The organism is Acidimicrobiales bacterium, assembly GCA_040219085.1.
Taxonomy (GTDB): domain Bacteria; phylum Actinomycetota; class Acidimicrobiia; order Acidimicrobiales; family JAVJTC01; genus JAVJTC01.
The window spans coordinates 124498-150258 of the sequence record JAVJTC010000040.1; the positions used below are offsets into that span (position 1 = coordinate 124498).

Genomic DNA, 25761 nt, shown 5'->3' on the forward strand with positions numbered 1-25761 from the left:
CCAGGAGCTTCCTACGGTGGTATCTGATGATGATCCAAGCCGGATCCTCTCGACGAGGAGCCAAATGACTGACACGGGCATCGGATCTGCGACCCTGCACGAACTCGTCGCCGCAGCGGTGATGGCACCGTCGTCTCACAACACCCAACCCTGGCTCTTCGAGCTGACGCCCGACGGCATCGCGCTTCACGCAGATCGCACGAGGGCGCTCCCCGTCAACGACCCCTACGACCGCGAGTTGACCATCAGCTGTGGGGCCGCGCTGCGGAACCTCGAGTTGGCTGCGGCCCACCTGCGGCTCACCGTGGAGGTGACGTTGCTCCCGGATCCAGCCGACGAGGATCTGCTCGCGCACGTCGAGGTGTCCGGTGACGGGCCGCCGGCTTCGGACGCCGTCGAGGCGATGTACTCGGCCATCCCCGGCCGGCACACCACTCGCGTGACCTTCGAGGAGGAAGCGGTCCCCGATGCGCTGCCCGAACGCCTCGTCGGCGCTGCGGCCGCGCACGGCGCGACGTTGCAGATCATCGGTCCCCGGCAGCGTCAACCGATCGCGGACGTCGTGTCGGAAGGCGACCGTGCCCAGTTCGCAGATCCCCGCTGGCGCCGCGAGCTGGCGAGCTGGATGCACCCGCGTCGCAGGGGTGACGGCCTCGTCGTCCCCGAGGTCGTCGGTCTCGTGACCCGAACGGCGGTGTCCGCCCTGAACCTGGGGGAATCGACGGCCGGGTCCGACGTCGAGCTCGTGCAGGCGGCACCCGTTCTCTGCGTGCTGGCGACAGACCACGACGACACCCGCGCCTGGATCGACGCGGGTCGGGCGCTCGAGGACGTTCTCTTGACGGCTGCGGCGGCCGGGCTGACGGCGGGGCACCTCAACCAGCCCTGCCAGATCCCGGCGCTGCGAACCCGGCTCCAGGCGCTCGTCCCCGAACGACGTCATCCCCAGGTGATCGTGAGACTCGGCCGGCCCTCCAAGAAGGCGACGCGGTCGCCCCGTCGTCCGGTCGACGACGTCATCGTCGGTGAAAGGACTTCGTGAGGGGTGCAGCCGATGACGGCGCGATGGGTGCGAAAATGCTCCGGTGACAGCCCGCGTCCAGGACCCGGCGGTGAACCGGTGAGAACCGCCCGCGTCGCCGTCGCCGTGCTGATCGTCGCCCTCCTCGTCGCAGCCTGCGGCGGCTCCGGCGACCGGCCCACACTTTCGGCCGAGGGAACCGTCGGGCCGACAGCGACAGAGAGCGCGACGCCTACCCCCACGCCCTCTCCCTCACCCACAGCGGCACCTTCAGCGACCGTCACCGCAGCCGCCACAGCGTCGCCGACGCCGACGGGGACACCGAGCCCGACGCCCACCGTGGAGACCACGACGCCGGCTCCGACGCCATCGCCGACGGCCCAGCCGACTGCTACGGCCGAGCCGACACCGGCACCGACGCCGCCTCCCGCGCCGGTGGCAACCCCCGCTCCTACCGTCGCACCGACACCGTCGGTCACACCCGTCCCCCTGAGCGGCGACGACAACCGCGTCTACGTCATGGGGGACTCGACCCTGCTCGGGGCGTCACAGACCGTTCCCGCCGCGCTCGACGGCTGGAACGTCACGTTCGATGCCGCAGGTAGCCGTCGCCTGCCCCAGGCCATCGAGATCCTCGCCGCACGCAGAGGCGAGATAGGGCGCGTGGTCGTCATCCAGATGGGCAACAACTACATCGACGGGGAGGGCGGGACCTACGCGTCCCAGATCGACCGGGCGATGGAGGTGCTTGCCGGCGTGGAACGTGTCGTGTGGCTGACCGTTCCGGAGAAGTGGCCCTCGCGGGTGACCATCAACGACGCCATCCGCGCCGCGCCCGCCCGGTGGCCCCAGATCGTCGTGGCCGACTGGGCCCCGCTCATCGCCGCGCACCCCGAGTATTCCGGTGACATGTTGCACCTGTCGGATCCCGGCAAGGTGGCCATCGCGGACCTGATCGACGCCTACGTCGGCCCCGCCTGATTACCGATGCCCCGGATCGACCGCCGAGCGGGGCTCTCGGTCGCGATGGCACTGGTGGGGTTCCTCGCCGCGGCGTGCGGATCTGCTGCGGATCCGGCGCCTGGCCGCGAGGAGGTCGTCGCTTCGCCCGATGAGGTGGCCGACGATGCAGGGGCCAGTTCCTGCGTCGAGCAGTACTCGCCGGAGACCCTGTCGCGCCGTTCGTTCGCGTTCGCCGGAACCGTCGTGTCCGTCGGCGAGGCCATCGACCCACGCCTCCACGGCGAGGAGGGAACGGCGATACCTCAGCCCTTCGCGCGTTTCGCTGTCGACGAATGGTTCCGGGGTGGCGGTCCCGCCGAGATCGATGTCTGGATCCAGCGCGAGGTCGCAGTCGGCGACGACTTGCTCGTCTCCGGCGAGCCCCGATGGTCGGGAGCGCCGACCGATGATCCGATCGCGTGGGAATGTGGTTTCACCAGCCCGCTCTCCCCGGCCCTCGAGGCCGAGTGGACCGCGGTGTTCGCGGCGTCCGACGCACTCGCCAACGGGGTGGTGATGGACGACGGGAGCAGTCGCTTCGAATGGGAGTTGCGGCTGGTCGACGGGACCCCGTGCGTGGTCATCGAGGCAGACCCCGAGCGCACCGTCTGTCACGACACGGACGCAGGCGACGACATCACCTACGGCCGGGTGCCGAGCTTCCACGTCCTGGTCGGTTCGGTGGTCGGCGAGGTCGCCGATGCCTTCGTCGAGCGTGAGGACCGGGCGCGCCTGTCCGCTCCGGCGGTCGTCCGACGGGACGAGGTCGTCCGACGGGACGACGAAACGGTTGTTGCGTGGGTGGCCGATTCGAGCGACGGCTTCCCGGACGTCTTCACGCTGGTACTGGTCGACGGGTCCGGCGCCGAGGTCTCGCGCACCACGTTCACGGCGCGCTGACATCGCAGCCGTTTGGCGTCTTGGGCGCGTCCCCTCGTAGTTTGCGGCGATGGCCGACAACGACACCGGGGGGCTCGAGGCCAAGGTCCTCACCGCATCCGACGGCGTCATCGCGGGTACCCGTGAGGACCGTTCGGGTGCCGCCCTCGAAGAACTCCTGACCGCCAACGGCTACGACGTCGTCGAGCGGAGGGCGGTCGCCGACGGGACCGAGTCCGTCGCCGCGGCACTGCGCGAGATGACGGCCGGGTTCGCCGGGCTGGTCGTCACCACGGGCGGGACGGGCTTCGGTCCACGGGATCTCACCCCCGAGGGCACCCGCGAGGTCATCGACCGTGAGGCCCCCGGCCTCGCCGAGGCGATGCGTCTCGTGAACCCGCTGGGGCGTCTCAGCCGCGGCATCGCCGGCACCGCCGGGAAGTCCCTCGTCCTCAACACACCCGGCTCGACCAAGGGGTGCGTCGAGGTAACCGAGGCGGTCCTCGACATCGTCCCCCACGCGGTACGGCTCCTTGCCGACGACCCCACACCCCACTGAGGCGGTGAACCCTCCGGGCCACCCCAGCGTCGACTGGGCGTACATGGTCGCGGCGATCGCCGAGGGCGACCGGGCGCGCATGATCGCGCCGCCCAACCCCTGGGTCGGCGCCGTTCTCGTCGAGCCGGGTGGTCGCCGCCACGTGGGGCACACCGAACGCCCGGGCGGGCGTCACGCCGAGCGCGTCGCCCTGGACCGCGCCGGGTCGGCCGCTGTGGGCTCCACGCTCTACGTGACCCTGGAACCGTGCAGTCACCACGGGCGGACACCACCGTGCGTGGACGCCGTGATCGAGGCGGGCGTGGCCCGGGTCGTCGTGGCGATACGTGACCCCGATCCGAACGTCGCCGGCGGGGGACTGCGGCGCCTCCGCGATGCAGGCCTCGAAGTCGAGGTGGGCGTCGGGGCGGACCGCGTCAGCGAGCAGCTCGAGGCCTACCTCCACCACCGCACGACAGGGCGCCCCTTCGTGGTCGCGAAGATGGCCTGCACGCTCGACGGACGGGTTGCCGCCGCGGACGGTTCGAGCCGCTGGATCACCGGTCCCGAGGCCCGCGCCGACGGGCACCGCCTCCGCGCGACGGCAGATGCGATCCTGGTCGGTGCCGGCACGGTGCGCGCCGACGACCCTTCGCTCACGGTCCGCGACTGGACGCCGCCCGCCCCGCTGAAGCTCGACGACGTCCAGCCGATACGTGTCGTCCTGGGGACGGCACCGCCCGATGCGCGTGCGCAACCGTTCCTCGAGGTCGACGGCGACCTCCGTGAGGTGCTGCGCGATCTCGCCGATCGGGGGGTCGTGGAACTCCTCGTCGAGGGCGGCCCGACGGTCATCGGCGACCTCCAGGACGCCGGGCTCATCGACGAGTACGTCATCTACCTGGCGCCCGCGGTGCTCGGACCGATGGGAACCCCCATGTTCGCGGGAGACAGCGCCGAGACCATCGACGACATCTGGCGGGGCGACATCGTCGGTGTCGAACGGCTGGGATCGGACCTCCGGATACGAGTGCGCCCCCGGATACCGTGAGCGCCATGCTCCGACTGGTACTTCCGAAGGGCTCGCTGGAGAAGGCGACGCTCGAACTGTTCGACGCCGCCGACCTCACCGTGAACCGCAGCTCGTCCGTCGCGTACAAGGCCGAGATCGACGACCCGCGCATCGCCGACGTGCGGATCCTGCGCCCCCAGGAGATCCCCCGCTACGTCAGCGAGGGCCTCTTCGACCTCGGCATCACCGGACGGGACTGGGTGGAGGAGACCTCCAGCAAGGTCGAGTCACTCGGCGAGCTGAAGTACTCGAAGGCGACGAGTCGCCCGGTGCGCATCGTGGTCGCGGTGCCCCAGGAATCGGGTTGGAACGAGGTCACTGACCTGCCCCAGGGCGTCCGGGTCTCCTCCGAGTACCCCGAGCTGACGAAGCGTTTCTTCGCCGACAAGGGCATCGAAGCCGACATCCGTCTCTCCTACGGTGCGACCGAGGCGAAGGCCCCCGACATCGTGGACTGCGTCGTGGACCTCACCGAGACCGGCCGGGCGCTGCGCGCCGCCGGCCTGAAGATCATCGGTGAGATCCTGACGTCCTACACGGAGCTCGTCGCCAACCCCGAGTCCCACGCGGATGACGAGAAGCGTCACGCGATGGAACAGATCCGCACGCTGCTGCTCGGTGTTCTCGACGCCCGTGGTCGTGTGCTCGTGAAGCTCAACGTGGGCGCAGATGACCTCGACACGGTGATCGAGCTGTTGCCGTCGCTGAAGGCGCCGACGGTGAACCAGCTCTACCGCGACGCCGGTTTCGCAGTGGAGACCATCGTGTCGAAGTCACAGATCAACATCTTGATCCCCGCGCTGCGCGACGCCGGCGCGTCCGACATCGTCGAGATGCCGGTCTCCAAGATCGTCCCGTGACCACGGCCGAGTCGGCCCCGCATTTCGCCGGGGGTCACCTGACCGGCACGGTGACCGACTTCGATGCCGAGGTCGGCTGGGGTGTGGTCTCCAGTGAAGGTGCGGACTATCCGTTCCACTCGACCGCGATCGCCGACGGCACGCGTCTCATCGATGTCGCAACCGCCGTGGCCTTCGAGGTGGTGCCGGGCCGGATGGGCCGGTGGGAGGGCTCAGCTCTCAGGGCTCTGTGAGGAATCCCCGGGTTCAGTCCCGCCGGCGCCCTCCTTCGCCTGCTTGGCGAGCTGCACGTACGCGAGCCGTACCTGGTTGAGAGCCTCGTTCAGCGGCTGTTCGGGCTCGCCGAGCCTCCCCTTGAGGGCCTCGAGGACCGCGCCCATCGCGTCGATGGCGGTGCGGGCGTCGTCGAGTCCGGGTGGCTGCTTGTTGAGATGGATCGCGGCCAACTCGTAGAAGCCCATCACGTGGTTGGCGACGACGACGTCGACGGGCGTCTCGGCGAGACGGTCCCGGGCCTCGGCCAACTCCGCCATGATCTGTTCGGCCTGGGCGCGCTCTTCGGGGTCCAGGTCGTCGAGGTCGGGCATTCCCTCCATTCCCGGAGTGGGAGCGGCGGCCTCGGGTGGGGCGGGCTCGGGCTCGCCTCCGGAGGGGCGTCGGGGGACCTCGTGTTCGCCGTCGGGAGTCCACAGACTCATCGGGAATTCGCCTCCGTGTCGCTGGGTCGGGCTCACTGGTAGCCTATGGGCCACAACCGAAGCGACAAGTGGGCCCCCGAACCGGCGACGCCGGCAGGGGACCCCACCCGGCCACCGACCGATCGTCCCGCCCGCGGGGCGTGACATCGGGCGAACCGTGCGACCGGGTCGATGCAACCACGATCCACGGCACCCCCGTGATCGTGGACCCGTGATCCACGGGCCCCTCCTCTGGTAGGCGGCGGGCGTCGACCGGACGCCCGCCGTTCGCCGTGGTGGCCGACGTCACCACATCCATCGAGAGGGAGAGTCACATAGTGCTGAGTGATCGGTCATAGCCACGACCGCGGAGCCACGGATCAACGATCGGATACGTGCCAGGGAGGTACGTCTCGTTTCCCCCGACGGGGAACAGATCGGCATCAGGCCGCTGCCCGAGGCGCTCCAACTCGCCCGTGAGATGGGCCTCGATCTCGTCGAAGTCGCCGATCGGGCGGACCCGCCGGTCTGTCGGATCATGGACTACGGCAAGTACAAGTACGAGGCCGCGCAGCGCGCGAAGGAGTCCCGCAAGAAGAGCACCCAGGTGTCGGTCAAGGAGATGAAGTACCGGCCGAAGATCGGCAAGGGCGACTTCGACACCAAGACCCGCAAGGTCCGGGAGTTCCTCGAAGAGGGCAACAAGGTCAAGGTCACGATCATGTTCCGGGGCCGTGAGATGCAGCACCCCGAGCTGGGCAAGCGCATTCTCGACCAGGTGGCCGACGTCGTCGAAGACGTCGCCAACGTCGAGTACGCCCCCCGCCTCGAGGGCCGCAACATGATCATGGTGCTCGGACCGGACAAGTCCGCTCAGCAACGACGCAAGGCGAACGAGAAGAACGCGGCGGAAGCCGAGGAGACCGAACAGACATCGGCGGAAGCCGACGACAGCGAACAGGAAGCTCCCGAGCAGACCGAGGCCTCACCGGCTGCGGCGAGCGCCGAGGAGTAGCACCGGCTTCACCGGTGCGTGACACAGCGCCGGTGAGATCGGTGCCCGCAGAATCGCCGGCCATGCCGGCAGGAGAGACGACGATGCCGAAGATGAAGACCCACAGCGGCGCGAAGAAGCGCTTCAAGGTGACCGGTAGCGGCAAGATCCGCCGCCGCAACCAGAACAAGAACCACATCCTGGAGAAGAAGTCCCCCAAGCGGAAGCGCCAACTCCGTCAGCCGAGCCTCGTGAGCTCTGCCGACGAGCCGACCGTCCGCCGTCAGCTCGGCATCTGAGCCCGGGCACGAGCGAAAGGAACTGAGATGGCAAGAGTCAAGCGCGCCGTTGCGTCCAAGAAGCGCCACAAGTCGACCCTCAAGAAGGCCCGCGGTTACTACGGCAACAAGAGCCGGTCGTTCCGCGCCGCCAACGAGCAGGTCATGCACTCCGGGAACTACGCGTTCCGGGATCGTCGGGCCCGCAAGGGCGAGTTCCGTCGGCTGTGGATCCAGCGGATCAACGCCGCCTGCCGCCTGAACGGCACCACCTACTCGCGTTTCGTCGCCGGGCTCAAGCTCGCCGAGGTCGAAGTGGACCGCAAGGTCCTCGCAGATCTCGCCGTGACCGATCCCGCCGCGTTCGCTTCGCTCGTCGAGGTGGCCGACAAGGCCACGGAGGCGGCGGCTTCCTGACCACGGGAGCGGCGCCGCTCGGGCGCCGCAACCCGCGGATCGCAGACCTCCGCAAGCTCGCGTCGGACTCCAAGGAGCGACGTGCGCGGGGTCTGTTCCTGGTCGAGGGACGCGTCCTGGTGGCCGAGGCGGTCGCCGCGGGACGCGTCCTCGATGCCGTCTACGTGGTCGAGGGTCGTACCACCGAACTCGACGGGCTCGCCCTGTCGCCGTCGACACCGTTGAACCTGATCACCGCGGACGCGCTCGAGTCTGTCGGCGCGTCGGTGACGCCCCAACCGGTGGTTGCCGTGGCCGAATGGCCGTCATGGTCGCTCGCCGATCTGCTGGCGGCACCCGAAGGGCCCATCGTCGTGGCCGTCGACCTGTCAGATCCCGGCAACGCGGGCACGCTTGTGCGTTCCGCTGAGGCGGCGGGTGCCCGAGGCGTCGTGTTGACGAAGGGTTCGGTGGATCCGCGCTCTCCCAAGGTCGTCCGTGCCGGCGCCGGATCGGTCGCCCGTCTCCCGGTGGTGGACGGTCTCGACGCGGTCGCGGTCCTCACAGAGCTCCGTGCGGCCGGCCTTCGGACCGTCGCCGCGGACGCGTCGGCCACCTCGTCGTTGTGGGATGCGGCGCTGCCCGCCGACGTCGTCGTCGTCGTCGGCAGCGAGTCCCACGGTCTCCCGGCCGGCGTCTCAGCCGAGGTGGACGAGGCGATCCGCGTCCCCATGAGTTCGTCGGTGGAGTCGCTCAACGTCGGCGTTTCGGCGGCGATCGTGCTGTTCGAGGCGGCCCGGCGCCGCGCCGGGGGAGTATCCGACTTGAATCCGTCGATAACCGCGTCCAACCTGACCGGATCATGAGCGCACTCGACACACTGCGGGAACGACTCGACGAGGTCGTCGCGGCCGCGCAGACCGGCGTGGCCGAACTCGGTGACGTCGCGGGTCTCGATCAGCTCCGCAACGAGTTGACGGGGAAGGACTCCGTTCTCGTCACCGCACGCCGCGAGATCGGGTCCCTCGCGGACGGTGACAAGCCCGCCGCCGGAAAGCTCCTGGGCGAGATCCGTGCGACCATCGACGGGCTCTTCGACGCCCGCCGCGACGAACTGCGCTCGGTGGAGCTGGCCGGGAAGCTCGAGGCCGAGCGCCTCGACCTGACCGAGGTCGAGCCCCGCGGCGGCGTCGGACACCACCACCTCGTCACTCAGACCATCGACGAATTGATCGACGTCTTCGTCGGAATGGGTTTCACGGTGGCCGAAGGCCCCCAGATCGAGACCGACTGGTACAACTTCGAGTCGCTGAACTTCCCGCCCGGCCACACCGCCCGTGACATGCAGGACACGCTGTACGTGGAGATCGGTGAGGCCGAGTCCACGGTTCTTCGCACCCACACCTCGCCGGTGCAGATGCGGGTCATGGAGGCGAGCGAACCGCCGATCTACATCGTGGCGCCGGGCCGCGTGTTCCGTCGTGACACCGCGGACGCCACCCACATGCCGGTGTTCCACCAGATCGAGGGTCTGGTGGTGGACAGGGGGATCACCTTCGGGGACCTCGCGGGGACCATCGAGGAGTTCACGAAGGCCTACTTCGGCGGCGACGTCACGTCGCGACTGCGCCCGTCCTATTTCCCCTTCACCGAGCCGTCGGCCGAGTTCGACATCCGCCGTGCCGACGGTGAGTGGCTGGAGCTCGGTGGCTGCGGCATGGTGCACCCCAACGTGTTGCGCAACGGCGGCATCGACCCCGAGGTGTACAGCGGGTTCGCGTTCGGATTCGGTATCGACCGGATGGCGATCAGCCGCCACGGAGCGGATGACCTCCGTGACCTGTTCACCAACGACGTCCGGTTCCTGACCCAGTTCTGAGTTCCGCCCACTTCGGCGGAGCCACCAACGACGACCATCCCATCGACGACGAGGAAAACGCGTGAAGGTCCTGCTCTCGTGGCTCCAGGAGTTCGCCCCGATCACAGGTGACCCCGTCGACCTCGGCGAGGAGCTCTCCGATCTCGGCCTCGCGGTCGAGGAGATGGAGATCCTCGGCGAGGGCCTCGACGGGATCGTCGTCGCCAAGGTGCTCGAGCTGTCTCCACACCCCGACGCCGACCGGATCCAGCTCGTCCAGGTCGACCGAGGCGACGGCGAGGCCCTGCAGGTGTGCTGCGGCGCGTTCAACATGTCGGTCGGGGACCTCGTCCCGCTCGCGACGGTCGGCACGACCATGCCCAACGGGATGGACATCGCAGCCCGCAAGATGCGCGGCGAGATGTCCAACGGGATGCTGTGTTCGGCCGCCGAACTCGGTCTCGGATCGGACCACGGCGGAATCATGATCCTGCCCGACCACCCGCTGGGAACGCCGCTGACCGAGGCGCTCGGTCTCGACGGTGACGTCCTGTGGGATCTCGAGGTGAACCCCAACCGGCCCGACGCCCTGTCGGTGGTCGGTGTGGCCCGTGATCTGGCTGCCCGGCTGAGGGTGCCGTTCACGCCACCGTCGCCGGTGGTCTCCGAAGCCGGCGACGACGCCACCGGGCGGATCTCCGTCGAGATCCTCGACCCCGTCCTGTGTGGACGTTTCGTCGCCCGGGTTTTCGACGACGTACGGATCGGCCCGTCGTCGACGAAGATCGCCAACCGCCTGCGGGCGCTCGGGATGCGCCCCATCAACAACGTGGTCGACGTCTCGAACTATGTGATGTTGGAACTCGGCCAGCCGAGCCACGCGTTCGACCTCGCGACGGTGACCGGTGGTGCCCTGCGGGTGCGGCGTGCCCGGGAGGGCGAGACGCTCGTCACCCTCGACGACGTGACCCGCGAGCTCCATCCGTCCGACGGTGTCATCTGCGATGCCGACGACGCGGTCATCAGCCTCGCCGGCGTGATGGGTGGCGCGTCGACGGAGATCTCCGACACGACGTCGTCCGCCATCGTCGAGATGGCGTGGTGGGACCCGCCGTCGATCGCCCACACGTCCCGCCGCCACGCGCTGCGGTCCGAGGCGTCGGGGCGTTTCGAGCGGACCATCGATCCGCAGATCGCCGATCTCGCGATGGCTCGCTTCGCCGAGCTGATGGCCGGCGGCGCCCAGCTGGCGTCCGGTGTGGTCGACGAGCGCGGTCAGCTTCCGGAGCCGGCGAGGGTCCGCCTGCGAACGTCGCGGCTCAACGAGATCCTCGGGGCCGAGATCACGCCGGAGATGGTGGACGGGTACCTCGAGCCGATCGGTTTCGAGGTGACGCCGGTCGGTGAGGATCGTGACGTCGCCGTGCCGTCGTTCCGTCCCGACACGACGACCGAGATCGACGTGATCGAGGAGGTCGCCCGCCACCACGGGTACTCGAAGATCGCGAAGACCGTGCCGACGTCGGCGAGGGCCGGCGCGCTGACCGCCGCGCAGCAGGACCGGCGGCGCGTGCGGGCGCTGATGATCGGGCGGGGGGTGACCGAGGCGATGCCGCTTCCGTTCCTCGCTCCGGGGGATCTGGCCAAGGCGGGCCTGGACGAGGCCGGGATCGTCGTGACGAACCCGCTGGTGTCCGAGGAGTCGGTGATGCGTTCGTCGCTGCGGCCCGGTTTGTTGAAGGCGGTTGCGTACAACGCGTCGCATCGCAATCACGCTGTGAGCCTCTATGAGCTCGGCACGACCTTCGGGGCGGTGCCGGCCGGGGCTGCGCTTCCCGACGAGCGAGAGGTGCTCGGTGTCGTGCTGGCGGGACGTGAGGCACCCGCCGCCGCCGAGATCTGGTGGGACCTCGTCGAGCACCTGCTCGTGGAGGACGCGTCGCTCGAGAACGCCTCCGTCCCCGGTCTGCATGCCACCCGGGCCGCCCGCCTGAACGCAGCGGGTACCGAAGTCGGCGTTGCCGGAGAGATCGCCCCCGACGTGCTGGAGGCCTTCGAGATCACCGGGCGCGTGGCGTGGATCGAGGTGGACCTGACGGTTCTGTTCGGGTTGCCCCACGGCGAACACCAGCTCGAACCCTTCAGCCGGTACCCGTCGTCGGACATCGATCTGGCATTCGTGGTGGGCGACGACGTTCCCGCGGCTGCGCTGCGTTCGGCGCTGCGTGACGCGGCGGGGGAGTTGCTCGCCGGGTTGGAACTCTTCGACGTGCACCGCTCCGAGCGTCTGGGCGAGGGGCTGCGGAGCCTCGCGTTCCGTATGCGCTTCCAGGCGGATGACCGCACGCTGACCGACGACGAGGTCGCCGCGGTGCGGGACCGATGCATTGCGGCCGGCGAAGCGGTGGGGGCGCGCCTGCGGGACTGAGGTCCCGCATCGGGTCTGAGCCGGATTGCGGGAGATCGCCGTTGGTCGTAGGTTCTGCTCCGAAACGTCCAGGGGGGACCGGATGAAGCCTGCGCAGTTCGAGTATCACGCGCCGTCGTCTGTCGAGGAGGCGGTGCGCCTGTTGGGCGACCTCGACGCTGATGGCGAGGTCAGGATTCTGGCGGGAGGACAGAGCCTCTTCCCGATGCTGGCGCTGCGCCTGGCCCAGCCGGACCACGTGGTGGACCTCAACCGGCTGAACCCGGCCCTGTCGGGTATCGAGCGGGTCAACGGATCCCTACGGATCGCCGCGATGACCCGTCAGCGTGCGGCCGAGCGCTCCGACGTGGTCGCCACCGACTGTCCCCTGCTCGCGGAGGCGTTGCCGCAGTGGGGCCACCCGCAGATCCGCAACCGCGGCACGCTGGGCGGGAGCCTCGTCCATGCCGATCCGGCCGCGGAGTTCCCGGCCATCGCGCTCGCTCTCGACGCCACGATGCACCTCGCAGGTCCGAACGGCGAGCGCAGCGTCGCGGCCGCGGACTTCTTCCAGGGGTTCTTGACCACCGACGTGCGCACCGGCGAGATCCTTACCCACGTGGACCTGCCGGTCCCGGCGGAACGCTCCGGCACCTCGTTCCAGGAGCTGAGCCGTCGCCACGGGGACTTCGCGATGGTCGGTGTGGGCGCTTCGGTCACGCTCGACGGGGATCACCTCGCAGATGTGAGGATCGCCTTCTCCGGTGTCGCCTCCACGCCGGTGCGGGCCACGTCGGCCGAGCACGCCCTGAACGGCGTCTCGCCGTCGGAGGACGCCATCGCAGCCGCAGCCTCGGCGGCCGCGGCGGAACTGGATCCCCCCTCCGACGTGCACGCCTCCTCGGCGTACCGCCGACACGTCGCCGGAGTGCTCGCACGACGGGCACTCGGAACCGCCATCGAACGAGCGAGGAACTGACATGGGGCTCAGCGAGGTCAACGTCACCGTCAACGGCCGGGCCCGCCACGGCGCCACCGAATCGAGGCGCTCGCTCGCAGACTTCCTGCGCGACGAGCTGGGCCTCACCGGGACGCACCTGGGGTGCGAGCACGGTGTCTGCGGTGCCTGCACGGTTCTGCTCGACGGTGAGGCCGTGAGGTCCTGTCTGGTTCTCGCCGTGCAGGCCGAGGGATCTGAGATCACCACCGTCGAGGGCCTCGAGACCGACGGCGTCATGCATCCGGTCCAGGAGGCGGCATGGGAGTGTCACTCCTTCCAGTGCGGCTTCTGCACGCCCGGCTTCCTGATGTCGATGGTCGGGTACCTCAACGAGAACCCGGACGGCGGTACCCGTACCGAGATCCGCGAGTACCTGTCGGGCAACATCTGTCGATGTTCGGGATACGAGACGATCGTGGACGCCGTCGTCCGCGCCGCAGGGGGTGCACGATGACCGCGACCGCGAGCACGAGCGTGATGGGCGGCCTGGTCGGCTCCCGGGTCAAGCGCAAGGAGGATCTGCGCATCCTCACCGGACGCGGCCGGTACGTCGACGACGTGAATCCCCGGGGCCTGTTGCACGCCGTGTTCCTGCGGAGTCCGGTCGCGCACGGGACCATCGTCTCGATCGACGTGGACGATGCCAGGGCACTCGAGGGTGTTGCGGACGTCATCACCGGCGCGGAGATGGCCGAGATCACCAACCCCTGCAACTACGGGGCGGAGGTCCCGGGTCTGGTGACACCCACGTACCCGGTCCTGGCGGTGGACACCGTCAGGCACGTCGGCGAGCCCGTCGTGATGATCATCGCCGAGAGCCGTGCCATCGCCGAGGACGCGGCCCAGTTGATCGTCGTCGACTACGACCAGCTCCCCGCCGTGACGAGTAGCACGCAGGCTCTCGCCGACGGCGCACCGCAGCTCTTCGATGACGTTCCCGGCAACATCCGTTACCGGAACCACACGTCGTCCGGTGACGTCGAGGCCGCATTCGCGCAGGCCGATCATGTGATCTCCGAGACGTTCGCCCAGCACCGTTGGGCGCCGGTCCCCATGGAGACCCGCGGTGGCGTGGCCACCTTCGAGCCGGCGTCGCAGATGCTGACCTACGAGGCGGCATGTCAGACGCCGCACCTGCTGAAGTTCCTGGTCGCGGCGGCGATCAACCAGCCCCAACATCTGATGCGTGTGCTCGGCAACGACGTCGGCGGCGGATTCGGCCTCAAGTGGTCGCCCTACCGCGAGGACTTCGCTCTGTGCGCTGCGGCCCGCCGGGTCGGTGGCACCGTCCAGTGGATCGAGGACCGCAACGAGAACCTGATCAGCGCGGGTCACGGTCGCGACGAGACGGTCAGCATCGAGATCGCCGTGCGGGCCGACGGTGAGATCCTCGGCATGCGCGGTTCGGTCGTTCTCGACCAGGGCGCCTATCCGATCATGCCCCCACCGCTGGTCTTCACCGGTCTGATGCGCACCACCCTCCCGGCGCCCTACCGGGTTCCCGCCTACGAGTTCGACGAGACGGTGGCGGTCACCAACAAGGCGTCGTACGTGTCGATCCGAGGTCCGTGGGCCATGGAGACGCTGGTGCGGGAACGCCTGATGGACCTGGTCGCGCGCGAGCTCGGGATCACCCAGGTGGCCGTCCGCGAGCGCAACATGGTCACACTCGCCGAGCAGCCCTACGAGATGGCGACCGGCTACACGCTCGAGAACGTCACCGTCCACGAGACGTTCAAGCGGGCGGTCGAGCTGTCGGACCCCGAGGCGGTGCACGCCCAGTTGGAGGCCGAGCGCGCCGAAGGCCGCATCGTCGGTTTCGGTATCACCTCGTTCATCGAGCCGGCACCGGGGACACCGGAGTACTGGGCGAGTGTCGGATTCCCGTTCGGTCCGGAGCCCACACGCATCAAGGTGGAGCCCGACGGTCACGTCACCGTGTACACGCCGCAGATGCCCCATGGTCAGGGGCACGAGACGACCCTGGCGCAACTCGTGGGGGACGAGCTCGGTGTTCCCTTCGACGACGTCCGCCTCGTATTCGGGGACACGCAGACCACGCCGTTCACGATGATCGGCACGGGCGGGTCGCGGGCAGCGACGATGGCCAGCGGTGGTGTCGTCATGGCATCCCAGGAGGTCCGGGCGAAGATCCTCGACATCGCAGCCGACATGTTGGAGGCGAGCCCCGCCGATCTCGAGATCAAAGATGCCATCATCTCCGTCAAGGGCTCACCCGAGGCCCAGTTGCCGCTTTCGCAGCTGGCGATGACCTGTTACATGGCCCCCGGTGCATTGCCGGAGGGGACCGACACGGACCTGCAGGCATCGGTTGTCTACGACGGTGAAGGCGGTGGATTCTCCCAGGCGACGCACTGCTGCTGGGTGGAGATCGACCCCGACACCGGCCAGATCGACATCCGCCGGTACCTGTCCGTCGAGGACTGCGGGAAGATGATCAACCCGGCCGTGGTCGAGGGTCAGGTCCGCGGTGCCATCACGATGGGTCTGGGCGGCATGCTCTATGAGCACGTGGTCTATGACGACGAGGGTCAGTGCCTCACGGGCACGTTCATGGACTACCTCATGCCGACGGCGGCCGAGATGCCCGACTTCGAGCTCGACCATCTCGAGTTCGAGACCGACAAGCTGATCGGTTCCCGCGGTGTAGGCGAAGGCGGCACCGTCCTCGCACCTGCGGCGCTCACCAACGCGGTCGAGGACGCGATCATCGCCGCGGGGGGACAGAAGGTCACGACTACCCCCTTGACCCCGACCCGGGTCCTCGAACTGCTGGGGACCATTCCTGCGGAATAGAGTTGCATGATCATGCGGGTATCCGTATGATCATGCGGTGCATACCGCAGTCATCATCGGCGCGTCGGGCTACACGGGAGCCGAGCTCCTCCGCCTGATCGCGCAACACCCGGATCTCACGGTGTCCGTCGTGACCGGCGACTCCCAGGCGGGTGAGAAGGTCGCCGACCTCTACCCGGGGCTGGCGGCCGCCTATCCGACCGAGGTGTACGAAGCCTACGACCCGGCGATGGCCGACGGGGTGGATGTGGTGTTCCTGGCCCTGCCCCACGGCCTCACCCAGGACGTCGTGCCGGACCTGCTGGGGAAGGCGAAGGTACTCGTCGACCTGTCGGCGGATTTTCGGATCGATGCCGACGCTTACGAGACGTGGTACGGCGCGCGCCACAGGGCCCCCGAACTCCTCGGACGGTTCGCGACGGGGCTGCCCGAGCTCTATCGCGCCGACATCGCCGGTGCGGATGCCGTCGCCGCCCCGGGTTGCTATCCGACCGCGGCCATCATGGCCCTGCACCCGCTCGTCCACGGCGGGCTGATCGAGCGGGACGGAATCATCGTCGACGCCGCGAGCGGTGTCAGCGGGGCGGGTCGTCCCCCCAAGGCCAACACCACGTTCTGCACCGTCGACGAGGACTTCACCGCGTACGGGCTCGATGGGCACCGCCACGTCGCGGAGATCGACGCGGCCCTCGGCGCGACGGTCCTGTTCACGCCGCACCTCGCGCCGATGAACCGGGGGATCCTGGCCACCTGCTACGCGAGACCCTCCGGGCCGACCGACACGGCGACGCTGCTGGCGGCGCTGGAGGACGCCTATGCCGACGAACCGTTCGTCGTCGTGTCGCAGCGGCCGCCGTCGACCAAGGCGACGCTCGGCTCGAACTGCGTACACATCACCGCCCGTCACGACGCCCGCACGGGCCACGTGGTGGTCATCGCCGCCATCGACAACCTGGTGAAGGGAGCCTCGGGTCAGGCCCTGCAGTGCGCCAACGTGGCGCTCGGTCTCGAGGAGACCGCCGGCCTGCCCCTCGTGGGGGTGACACCGTGAGCGTCACCGACATCGAGGGGTTCTCGGCGGGGGGAATCGCCGCGGGCATCAAGAAGTCCGGCGACCCCGATCTCGCGCTGATCGTGACCGACGACGCCGGGCCGGTGCCGGCTGCCGGCGTGTTCACCTCCAACAAGATGACCGCCGCGCCGGTGCTCGTGAGCCGCGAGCACCTCGACGCCACCGCCGGTCACGCGGCAGCGGTGATCGTCAACAGTGGCAACGCCAACGCCGCCACGGGGCGACAGGGGATGGAAGACGCCGTGCGGATGTGCGGCGAGACGGCGGACGCCGTGGGCTGTCCGGCCGAGGAGGTCCTGGTCTGTTCCACCGGGCTCATCGGCTACCACCTGCCGATGGACGTCATCAGCGCGGGGATACCGAGGGTCGCGGCCGCGGTGACGCCCGACGGTGGGCCGGCCGCGGCGAGGGCGATGATGACGACCGACACCGTCGCCAAGACGACGCTGATCTCCGGTGAGGGCTTCGCCGTCGGCGGGATCGCCAAAGGCGCGGCGATGCTCGAGCCGAACATGGCCACGATGCTCGCGATTCTGACGACCGACCACGCGGCGAAGTCCCAGGACCTGCGGGCGAGCCTGCGTCGGGCGGTGGCCGCGTCGTTCAACCGGCTCACCGTGGACGGTGCCGAGTCCACCAACGACACGGTCCTCGTGCTGGCCAACGGGCGGTCGGGGGTCACCGACCTCGACCGACTCGACGTCGCCCTGACCGCGGCCTGTCGGGACCTGGCCTTTCAGATGGCGAACGATGCGGAGGGGTCCACCAAGACGGTGATACTCACCGTGACCGGCGCCCTCAGCAACGCCGAGGCCGCCTCGGCCGCCCGCGACTGCGCCAACTGTCAACTCGTCAAGTGCTCCTGGTACGGCGAGGACCCCTACTGGGGGCGGATCGCGTCCGAGTTCGGCGCGGCGGGGATCGGTTTCGACCCGAACCGGCTCACGATCGCCTACGGCGACCACGTGGTGTACCGACACGGCGAGCCGGCCGGCCCGGCCTCCGAGGAGCTGGTCGCCTACATGAAGCGGCGGACCCTCGCCCTCAACGTGGACCTCGGTCTGGGCTCGGGCGCCGCCGAGATCATCACGAACGACCTCACACACGCCTACGTCGACGAGAACATGGGGACGAGCTGATGGATCCACGCTCTGACCCCGAGGCGACGGCGGAGGTCCTCACCCAGGCCCTTCCCTACATCCAGCGGTTCGCCAAGCGCACGGTGGTGGTGAAGTACGGCGGCCACGCCATGACCGACCCGGCCCTCGCGCGTCTGTTCGCGGCCGACATCGTCCTGATGCACTCGGTCGGGATCCGCCCGGTGGTGATCCACGGCGGCGGCCCCCAGATCGGCGAGCTCATGGCCCGACTGGGCAAGGAGGCCACGTTCAAGAAGGGCCTGCGGGTCACCGACTCCGAGACGCTCGACATCGCCCGCATGGTCCTCGTCGGCAAGATCAACCGGGACATCGTGTCGTCCATCAACGTCCACGGCTCGCTCGCCGTCGGCGTGTCGGGCGAGGACGGCGGCCTCATCAGGGCGTCGGCGCGTGACCCCGAGCTCGGCTTCGTCGGCGACATCGAGTCGGTGGACCCCACGCTGATCGACCGGCTCCTGGCAGAGTCGCTGATCCCCGTCATCTCCACGATCGGTTCCGACGCGGCCGGTCAGGCCTACAACATCAACGCCGACACCGTCGCCGGGGGCATAGCGGCCGCTCTCGGCGCCGAGAAGCTCATCATGTTGACCGACGTGGACGGGCTTCGATCGGACCCGGAGGACCCGTCCTCGCTCGTGGCGCGCGCGACCGCGGCCGAGGTCGGGGCGATGATCGCCGAAGGCACCGCGCTGGGCGGCATGATTCCGAAGCTGGAAGCCGCTGTCGCGGCTGTCACCGGTGGCGTCGCCTCGGCCCACCTCGTGGACGGCACGCGGCCCCACGTGCTGTTGCTGGAACTCTTCACCGACGCGGGTATCGGCACGATGATCACGATCGGAGAGACGCCATGAGCACCCACATCAGCGCGGTCGGCGCCGGCGCCGATGAGGCACAGTGCCCGTTGATGCCGACATACGGCCCGCCGCAGGTGATGTTCGTCCGCGGCGACGGGTCCACCCTGTGGGATCGCGACGGCAACGAGTACCTGGACGCGCTCAGCGGCCTGGCTGTGACGAGCCTGGGTCACTCCCATCCGGCGGTGACGGCCGCCATCGCCGAGCAGGCCGGCAAGCTCCTCCACGTCTCGAACCTGTACGCCACCGAACACAACGGCGATGTCGCTCGGACCCTCGACGGCCTCATGGGTGGCGGGGGCCAGGTCTTCTTCGCCAACTCCGGTGCAGAGGCCAACGAGTGCGCGTTCAAGCTCGCCCGCAGGTGGGCGGGCCATGGTCGCTACGGCGTGATCACGGCGATGCGGTCCTTCCACGGACGCACACTCGCCACGCTGCACGCCACGGGCCAGCCCGAGAAGCACGAGGTGTTCCAGCCGTTGCCCGAGGGGTTCCGCCACGTCGAGTTCGAAGACGTCGACGCCCTGGACGCCGCCATCGACGAGTGGACCGCGGCGGTCATGGTCGAGGCCATACAGGGCGAGGGTGGCGTCAACGTCCCCCCCGACGGGTACCTGCGGGACCTGCGGGCGCTGTGCGACGAGCGTCAGATCCTCCTCATGGTCGACGAGGTGCAGACCGGCCTCGGGCGGACGGGTGACTGGTTCGCCCATCAACACGACAGGATCGTGCCTGACGTGGTCACAATGGCCAAGGCGCTCGGCAACGGCGTGCCCATCGGTGCGTGCTGGGCGAAGCGGGAGGTCGCGGCGGCGTTCAGGCCGGGCGACCACGCCACCACATTCGGGGGTCAGCCGCTGGTCACCGCTGCTGCGAAGGCGACTCTGCGGGTGATGAAGGAGATCGACGCCCCGCGGCTGGCTCGCGAGAAGGGCGCACAGCTGAGCGCGGCGCTGTCGGCGCTCGAGGGAGTCGCCTCGGTACGCGGCCGCGGTCTGCTGATCGCGGCCGAGATCGACCCGGACCTACTCGGTGACCGGCCCGCGTCCGACGTGGTCTCGGCCGCACTCGGGGTCGGCCTCGTCATCGGGCCGTCCACGAAGACGGCCGTGCGCTGCGCGCCCGCCCTCACCATCGAAGCCACCGACGTCGACCGCATCGCCACCCTCCTCGGCGAGGCACTTGGAGCCCTCTCATGACCACCCGACACCTGCTGGAGATCGATGACCTGACCCCGGGGGAGATCGAGGTGGTGCTGACCCTGGCCCGCGCTCCGCAACCGGCGCAGGTCCTCGCAGGCAGCGGTGTGGCACTGGTCTTCGAGAAGCCGTCGGCACGGACGCGCAACTCGATGGAGATGGCCGTCGTCGGTCTCGGCGGTCACCCGGTCACGATCCGCCCCGACGAGGTCGGCCTCGACACACGCGAGACCACCGAGGACGTCGCCCGCACGCTCGCCTGCTACCACGCCGTGATCGGTGCACGGGTCTTCGAGCACTCGAAGCTCGAACGGATGACGGCGGTCGTCGACGTCCCGGTGGTCAACATGCTCTCGGACACCTCGCACCCGCTACAGGCGCTGGCCGACCTGTTGACCATCGGCGACGAATTCGGCGAGCTCGCCGGTCGCAGCGTCGCCTACGTGGGTGATGCCAACAACGTGGCGCGATCCCTGGCCATCGGAGTTCTCGCCACCGGCGGTTCCTTCCGCCTCGCGCACCCCGACGGCTACGGCTTCGGCGACGAGGATCTGGCCCGCATCGGGGCCGCCGGCGACCGGGTCGACATCTCGGGGGATCCCGCCCGGGCGGTGGAGGGCGCCGACGTCGTCTACGCGGACGTGTGGACCTCGATGGGCCAGGAGGCCGAGAGCGCACGGCGCCGGGCCGACTTCGCCGGGTTCGGCGTGGACGACGCTCTCATGAGCCGCGCGGGCAGCGGGGCGGTGTTCATGCACTGCCTCCCCGCCCACCGGGGCGAAGAGGTCGAGGCGTCCGTGCTGGAGGGTCAGGCGAGTCGCGTGTGGCCCCAGGCCCGCAACCGGATGGCCGCCGCCCGTGGCGTTCTCGAGTTTCTCATGGAGGCCGGCGCCACGGTGGAGCAGAGGACGTGAGTGAGCAGCGGCTGGGCAAGGCCCAACGTCAGCACCGCATCGCCGCTCTGCTCGGCTCACAGGCCGTCACGAGCCAGACGCAACTGGTCGACCTGCTCGCCGACGAGGGCGTCCGCGCGACACAGGCGACTGTCTCCCGGGATCTCGAGGATCTCGGCGCGATCAAGGTGCGGATGCCCGGCGGACAGACCGTCTACGCCGTGCCCGAACTCCCGAGCCAGCAGATCGCCCCCGACGACCATCTCGCGCGGGTCTTCGGCGACTGGGTCGTCGACGTCGCGGTGTCCGCTCCACTCGTCGTTCTGCGGACCCCGCCCGGGTCGGCCCACGTCGTCGCGTCGGCCCTCGACAGATCCGGTGTCGAGGGCATCATCGGTACCGTCGCCGGTGACGACACCATCATGATCGTCGTCGCAGCCGGCCATCCCGTCGACGCTGTCTCGGACCGGCTGCGTGAGCTTTCCGGCCTCTAGGAGGACCCCAGTGACCACGAACATCGACAAGGTCGTTCTCGCGTACTCGGGAGGTCTCGACACGTCGGTCATCCTGCGGTGGCTGACCGAGACCTACGGCTGTGAGGTCGTCACCTTCACAGCCGACCTCGGTCAGGGTGAGGAGCTCGAGCCGGCCCGCACCAAGGCCGAGGCCATGGGTGTGAACGAGATCTTCATCGAGGACCTGCGCGAGGAGTTCGTCGGCGACTTCGTCTACCCGATGTTCCGTGCCAACGCGATCTACGAGGGCGAGTACCTGCTCGGCACGTCGATCGCCCGCCCGCTGATCGCGAAACGACTCGTCGAGATCGCCGACGCCACCGGTGCCGACGCCGTGTCGCACGGCGCGACCGGCAAGGGCAACGACCAGGTCCGTTTCGAGCTGGGTGCCTACGCACTGAAGCCGGGGATCAAGGTCATCGCCCCGTGGCGGGAATGGGACCTGAATTCACGCGAGAGCCTCCTCGCCTACGCCGAGAGTCGCGGGATCCCGATCGAGATGAAGCGCACCGGTGGGTCGCCGTACTCGATGGACGCGAACCTGTTGCACATCTCCTACGAGGGCGGTCCTCTGGAGGATCCGTGGACGGCCTCCGAGGAGGACATGTGGCGCTGGTCCGTCAGCCCCGCGGCGGCACCCGACGAGGTGACCACGATCGAGTTGACGTTCGCGAACGGCGACCCGGTGGCACTGGACGGGAAGCGCCTGAGCCCCGCGGAGATGCTGACCGAGCTCAACCGCGTCGGTGGCGCCAACGGCATCGGCCGCCTCGACATCGTCGAGAACCGCTACGTCGGGATGAAGTCACGCGGCTGCTACGAGACACCGGGCGGGACGATCATGTTGCGGGCGCACCGGGCGATCGAGTCCATCACGCTCGACCGTGAGGTGGCGCACCTCAAGGATGAACTGATGCCGCGCTATGCGAGCCTCGTCTACAACGGCTACTGGTGGAGCCCGGAGCGCAAGATGCTCCAGGCGGCCATCGACGACTCCCAGACGGTCGTCAACGGCGTCGTCCGCCTGGACCTCTACAAGGGGAATGTGACGGTGACCGGCCGACGCTCCGACGACTCGCTGTTCGACGAGGCGATCGTCACCTTCGAAGAGGACGAGGGCGCGTACCATCAGGGCGACGCCGAGGGGTTCATCAAGCTCAATGCCCTCAGGCTGCGCACGGCAGCCGCCCGCGGCCGGACCCTGTCTTAGGATCGCCACCGTGAGCACGCTCTGGCACGGACGATTCTCCGGCGACGCCTCGGAGGCCCTGCGGCTCCTCAACGACTCCCTGCCCTTCGACCAGCGCCTCGCGGCCGAGGACGTGGCGGGTTCGCGCGCCCACGTCCGCGGGTTGATGAAGGTCGGCCTGTTGAGCGAGGGCGAGGGCGAGGCCGTCCTCGCCGCGCTCGACGTCGCCGGACGCGAGCTCGAGGAGGGGACCTTCGCGTTCGCGGAGACCGACGAGGACATCCACACCGCGGTCGAGCGGCGCGTGACCGAACTCGCCGGCCCGGCCGGGGCGAAGTTGCACACCGGTCGGAGTCGCAACGACCAGGTCGCAACCGATCTGCGTCTGTGGACGAAGGGCGCACTCGTGGCCGTGGGGGAGAGGATCATCGCCCTTCAGACGGTGCTGCTGTCACGCGCCGACGAGCTCGGCGATGCACGGATGCCGGGATACACACACCTCCAGCGGGCCCAGCCGGTCACCGTCGCCCACCACCTGCTGGCCCACGGCTGGGCGCTGAGCCGCGATGTGGACCGGATCATCGACTGTCGGGCCCGCCTCGACGTCTCGCCGCTGGGGGCGGGTGCCCTCGCCGGTTCGTCACTGCCGCTCGATCCGGACTTCGTCGCCGCGGAGCTGGGCTTCGCCGGCCGCTTCGAGAACTCCCTGGATGCCGTCAGCGACCGCGACTTCGTCGCCGAGGCGCTGTTCGTGCTGTCGCTGCTGGGCATCCACCTCTCTCGCATGGGCGAGGAGATCATCACGTGGGCGACCGACGAGTTCGGTTTCGTCGCCCTCGACGACGCCTACTCGACCGGCTCGTCGATGCTCCCGCAGAAGAAGAACCCCGACGTGGCCGAACTCGCCCGCGCCAAGGCCGGGCGCCTGATCGGTGACCTCACGGGTCTGCTCGCGGTCCTCAAGGGTCTCCCGCTCGCCTACAACAAGGATCTGCAGGAGGACAAGGAACCGCTGTTCGACGCCGTCGACACGGTCACGCTGACGATGCGGGCCCTGGAGGGCACGATCGCGACCCTCCGTTTCGACACGGAGCGGATGGCCCAGGCTGCGGATTCGCCCTACTCGGCGGCGGTGGACCTCGCCGACCAGCTCGTCGTGAACGGGATGCCCTTCCGGGACGCACACGGCGTGGTGGGGGACCTCGTGCGACGGGCCCTGGCCGGTGAGGCGACGTTGGCGGAGTTGGTGGAGGCCGAGCCCGCCCTCGGTCCGACCGCGGCGCAGTTGCTGGAGCCGGGTGTGGCCCTGTCGCGTCGGTCGACACCCGGCAGCGGCGGCGCGCAGCCGGTACTCGAACAGATCGCCCGTTTCGGCGCCCGCCTGTCGGCCGACGTGGGCCGCCTGGGGCTCGATGAGTCCGAATCGTGAATGGTTCGGCCGTGACAGCCGGGAGGTCGCAGTCGATCTACTCGGCAGGGTGCTGCGTCACGGCCCGACCGCCGGGCGGATCGTGGAGGTCGAGGCGTACAGGGGCACCGATGATCCGGGCAGCCACGGCTACCGCGGTCCGACGCCACGCACCGAGGTCATGTTCGGCCCGGCCGGCCACCTCTACGTCTACTTCAGCTACGGGATGCACTGGGCGGCCAACGTCGTCTGCGGAGCAGTCGGGGTGAGCGAGGCGGTTCTCATCAGGGCGCTGGATCCGGTGGAGGGCGAGGCGCGGATGTGGTCCCGTCGACCCGCGGCACGCCGCCGGCGTGACCTGTGTTCGGGGCCGGCGAAGCTCACCGCCGCCCTGGGCATCGACGGCGGCCTCGACGGCACGGACCTCGTGGCCGACGCCTCGCCGGTCGTCATCGACGATGATGGATTCCGGCCCGGGAGCATCGCCAACAGCGCAAGGATCGGTCTCACCCACGGAGCGGATCTCCCCTGGCGGTGGTACGTCGAGGGCGACGAGAACGTCTCGCGGGCCAGGCCCGGCCCACGGGCATGACGCTGCTGGACGCGACTCACGACTCCATGCGGTCCGCGACCGACCCCGCGGTGGCGCGCGCGGTGGTCGCCGGGTGCCCGCCGGGCCCGCACCGCGACCGCATTCTCGCGATCATCGACAGCAGGTCCGACGTGCTCGACCGCACCTGTCGGCCCGGTCACCTGACCGGTTCGGCCCTGGTCCTCGACGCGGCGGGGGAGCGGACATGTCTGCTCCGGCACCGCAAGCTCGGCCGTTGGCTGCAACCGGGTGGCCACGCCGACGGCGACGCCAACATGGCCGCGGTTGCCCTGCGGGAGGCCACCGAGGAGACGGGGATCTGGGGACTGCGGGTCGATCCCGTCCCGGTCGACCTCGATGTCCACGAGGTGGACCCTCCGGCCGAGGACGCCCATCTGCATCTCGACGTCCGCTTCCTGGTGGTGGCGCCACCGGACTCGGAGCCCGTGGGCAACCACGAGTCCACGGCGCTGGGTTGGTTCACGCCCACGGAGATGGCGGCACTCGAACCCGACGTCGGCATGGTGAGGCTGCTCGCGGCCGCCCGGGAGCGCTACACGTCCTGGGGGACCTGACAGTTCTCCATGTCGTTCGCATCGGCGAAACCGTCGATGCGTTCGGTGACCTGAGCCCCGTCGATCGCGGTGACGGTGAACGCCGGGTCCTCGCCGGTTCGCAGCACGTCGGCGTAGGTGTCCCGGTCACCGATGTAGGTCCGCCAGTCGGCGAGCCACATCTGCACGTTGCCGGCGTCGCCGTCGCCGGCGACCACAACGGGCGCGATGTCTTCGAGGTCGTCGACCATCGTGCGCAGCAGTACCGACGCCTCGTCGATGAAGGTCCCGCGTTCGGCCGGGTCCTGCGCCTCGAAGGCGCGTGGGAGCAGATCGAGTTGGTCGCGAACGGCCCCGCACACCGTCTGGGCCGCCTCCGGGAACGTCCGGTCCTCCATGCGGTCCGGGTGGCCCCGGGGAGCCAGGGGGGAGAAGCCCCATACCCACGCACCGGCCATGACGACCAGCACGAGGGTCGCCATGGCACGACCGAGGGTCCAGAAACGCTCCTCTGGTTGGGTCATGT

At 69.3% G+C, this 25761-nt stretch carries 27 protein-coding genes and 1 pseudogene; 26 read left to right on the top strand and 2 right to left on the bottom strand.

Features of this window, described 5'->3' with window-relative positions; translation table 11 throughout:
* The first annotated feature begins 64 nt into the window (after positions 1-64).
* From RIE08_16935 to RIE08_16965, 7 genes are all read left to right on the top strand, one after another.
* Positions 65-1042 carry a hypothetical protein gene (locus RIE08_16935; protein MEQ8719298.1) on the top strand — a complete coding sequence of 326 codons (978 nt, stop codon included), beginning with the start codon at positions 65-67 and terminating at the stop codon, positions 1040-1042.
* 78 nt (positions 1043-1120) lie between these two features.
* A complete protein-coding gene (locus RIE08_16940; protein MEQ8719299.1) occupies positions 1121-2002 on the top strand; it encodes a hypothetical protein in 882 nt (293 codons plus the stop codon).
* A gap of 6 nt (positions 2003-2008) precedes the next feature.
* Entirely contained in the window at positions 2009-2923 is a 915-nt protein-coding gene (locus RIE08_16945; GenBank protein ID MEQ8719300.1) for a hypothetical protein, read from the top strand.
* Positions 2924-2972: 49 nt separating this feature from the next.
* Entirely contained in the window at positions 2973-3461 is a 489-nt protein-coding gene (locus tag RIE08_16950; GenBank protein ID MEQ8719301.1) for a MogA/MoaB family molybdenum cofactor biosynthesis protein, read from the top strand.
* Between the two features lie 4 nt (positions 3462-3465).
* Complete coding sequence (ribD, locus tag RIE08_16955; protein MEQ8719302.1) at positions 3466-4491, top strand: bifunctional diaminohydroxyphosphoribosylaminopyrimidine deaminase/5-amino-6-(5-phosphoribosylamino)uracil reductase RibD; 1026 nt, start codon at positions 3466-3468, stop codon at positions 4489-4491.
* Positions 4492-4496: 5 nt separating this feature from the next.
* On the top strand, positions 4497-5372 hold the full coding sequence (gene hisG / locus RIE08_16960) for an ATP phosphoribosyltransferase (protein ID MEQ8719303.1): 876 nt from the start codon (positions 4497-4499) through the stop codon (positions 5370-5372).
* A complete protein-coding gene (locus RIE08_16965; GenBank protein ID MEQ8719304.1) occupies positions 5369-5605 on the top strand; it encodes a hypothetical protein in 237 nt (78 codons plus the stop codon). The genes hisG and RIE08_16965 overlap by 4 nt, the downstream gene beginning before the upstream one ends.
* Here the strand turns inward: RIE08_16965 and RIE08_16970 are convergent.
* Positions 5585-6070 carry a hypothetical protein gene (locus RIE08_16970; protein MEQ8719305.1) on the bottom strand — a complete coding sequence of 162 codons (486 nt, stop codon included), beginning with the start codon at positions 6068-6070 and terminating at the stop codon, positions 5585-5587. The two genes, RIE08_16965 and RIE08_16970, sit on opposite strands and share 21 nt — an antisense overlap.
* Before the next feature lie 358 nt (positions 6071-6428).
* On the opposite strand from RIE08_16970, the pseudogene infC reads away from it, so the two are divergent.
* From infC to RIE08_17065, 19 genes and pseudogenes are all read left to right on the top strand, one after another.
* Positions 6429-6917, top strand: a pseudogene (gene infC / locus RIE08_16975) (translation initiation factor IF-3).
* A gap of 230 nt (positions 6918-7147) precedes the next feature.
* Positions 7148-7342 (top strand): 50S ribosomal protein L35, encoded by a 195-nt coding sequence (gene rpmI, locus RIE08_16980; GenBank protein ID MEQ8719306.1) that lies wholly within the window; start codon positions 7148-7150, stop codon positions 7340-7342.
* Positions 7343-7369: 27 nt separating this feature from the next.
* Positions 7370-7738 (top strand): 50S ribosomal protein L20, encoded by a 369-nt coding sequence (gene rplT, locus RIE08_16985; protein MEQ8719307.1) that lies wholly within the window; start codon positions 7370-7372, stop codon positions 7736-7738.
* Between the two features lie 119 nt (positions 7739-7857).
* Positions 7858-8583, top strand: coding sequence for an RNA methyltransferase (locus tag RIE08_16990; GenBank protein ID MEQ8719308.1), 726 nt, complete (start codon positions 7858-7860; stop codon positions 8581-8583).
* Positions 8580-9596, top strand: a complete 1017-nt coding sequence (gene pheS, locus RIE08_16995) for a phenylalanine--tRNA ligase subunit alpha (GenBank protein ID MEQ8719309.1) — start codon at positions 8580-8582, stop codon at positions 9594-9596. The genes RIE08_16990 and pheS overlap by 4 nt, the downstream gene beginning before the upstream one ends.
* A gap of 61 nt (positions 9597-9657) precedes the next feature.
* On the top strand, positions 9658-12003 hold the full coding sequence (gene pheT, locus RIE08_17000; protein MEQ8719310.1) for a phenylalanine--tRNA ligase subunit beta: 2346 nt from the start codon (positions 9658-9660) through the stop codon (positions 12001-12003).
* An 82-nt stretch (positions 12004-12085) separates the two neighbouring features.
* Positions 12086-12961, top strand: a complete 876-nt coding sequence (locus RIE08_17005; GenBank protein MEQ8719311.1) for a xanthine dehydrogenase family protein subunit M — start codon at positions 12086-12088, stop codon at positions 12959-12961.
* A gap of 1 nt (position 12962) precedes the next feature.
* A complete protein-coding gene (locus RIE08_17010) occupies positions 12963-13436 on the top strand; it encodes a (2Fe-2S)-binding protein (GenBank protein MEQ8719312.1) in 474 nt (157 codons plus the stop codon).
* Positions 13433-15799 carry a xanthine dehydrogenase family protein molybdopterin-binding subunit gene (locus RIE08_17015; GenBank protein ID MEQ8719313.1) on the top strand — a complete coding sequence of 789 codons (2367 nt, stop codon included), beginning with the start codon at positions 13433-13435 and terminating at the stop codon, positions 15797-15799. Before RIE08_17010 ends, RIE08_17015 begins: the two co-directional genes overlap by 4 nt.
* A 37-nt stretch (positions 15800-15836) precedes the next feature.
* Positions 15837-16850, top strand: coding sequence for an N-acetyl-gamma-glutamyl-phosphate reductase (argC, locus tag RIE08_17020; protein MEQ8719314.1), 1014 nt, complete (start codon positions 15837-15839; stop codon positions 16848-16850).
* Entirely contained in the window at positions 16847-18010 is a 1164-nt protein-coding gene (argJ, locus tag RIE08_17025) for a bifunctional glutamate N-acetyltransferase/amino-acid acetyltransferase ArgJ (GenBank protein MEQ8719315.1), read from the top strand. The genes argC and argJ overlap by 4 nt, the downstream gene beginning before the upstream one ends.
* Positions 18010-18882 (top strand): acetylglutamate kinase, encoded by an 873-nt coding sequence (gene argB, locus RIE08_17030; GenBank protein ID MEQ8719316.1) that lies wholly within the window; start codon positions 18010-18012, stop codon positions 18880-18882. The genes argJ and argB overlap by 1 nt, the downstream gene beginning before the upstream one ends.
* Entirely contained in the window at positions 18879-20084 is a 1206-nt protein-coding gene (locus tag RIE08_17035; GenBank protein ID MEQ8719317.1) for an acetylornithine/succinylornithine family transaminase, read from the top strand. Before argB ends, RIE08_17035 begins: the two co-directional genes overlap by 4 nt.
* Positions 20081-20998, top strand: a complete 918-nt coding sequence (locus tag RIE08_17040) for an ornithine carbamoyltransferase (GenBank protein ID MEQ8719318.1) — start codon at positions 20081-20083, stop codon at positions 20996-20998. Before RIE08_17035 ends, RIE08_17040 begins: the two co-directional genes overlap by 4 nt.
* Positions 20995-21471 (top strand): arginine repressor, encoded by a 477-nt coding sequence (gene argR, locus RIE08_17045; GenBank protein MEQ8719319.1) that lies wholly within the window; start codon positions 20995-20997, stop codon positions 21469-21471. Before RIE08_17040 ends, argR begins: the two co-directional genes overlap by 4 nt.
* Before the next feature lie 10 nt (positions 21472-21481).
* Complete coding sequence (locus RIE08_17050) at positions 21482-22702, top strand: argininosuccinate synthase (GenBank protein MEQ8719320.1); 1221 nt, start codon at positions 21482-21484, stop codon at positions 22700-22702.
* Positions 22703-22712: 10 nt separating this feature from the next.
* Complete coding sequence (argH, locus tag RIE08_17055) at positions 22713-24110, top strand: argininosuccinate lyase (protein ID MEQ8719321.1); 1398 nt, start codon at positions 22713-22715, stop codon at positions 24108-24110.
* Complete coding sequence (locus RIE08_17060; GenBank protein MEQ8719322.1) at positions 24094-24681, top strand: DNA-3-methyladenine glycosylase; 588 nt, start codon at positions 24094-24096, stop codon at positions 24679-24681. The genes argH and RIE08_17060 overlap by 17 nt, the downstream gene beginning before the upstream one ends.
* 26 nt (positions 24682-24707) lie before the next feature.
* On the top strand, positions 24708-25256 hold the full coding sequence (locus tag RIE08_17065) for an NUDIX hydrolase (GenBank protein ID MEQ8719323.1): 549 nt from the start codon (positions 24708-24710) through the stop codon (positions 25254-25256).
* Here the strand turns inward: RIE08_17065 and RIE08_17070 are convergent.
* Positions 25235-25759: a hypothetical protein gene (locus tag RIE08_17070; protein ID MEQ8719324.1), complete on the bottom strand. Its 525-nt coding sequence runs from the start codon at positions 25757-25759 to the stop codon at positions 25235-25237. The two genes, RIE08_17065 and RIE08_17070, sit on opposite strands and share 22 nt — an antisense overlap.
* Between the last annotated feature and the right edge of the window lie 2 nt (positions 25760-25761).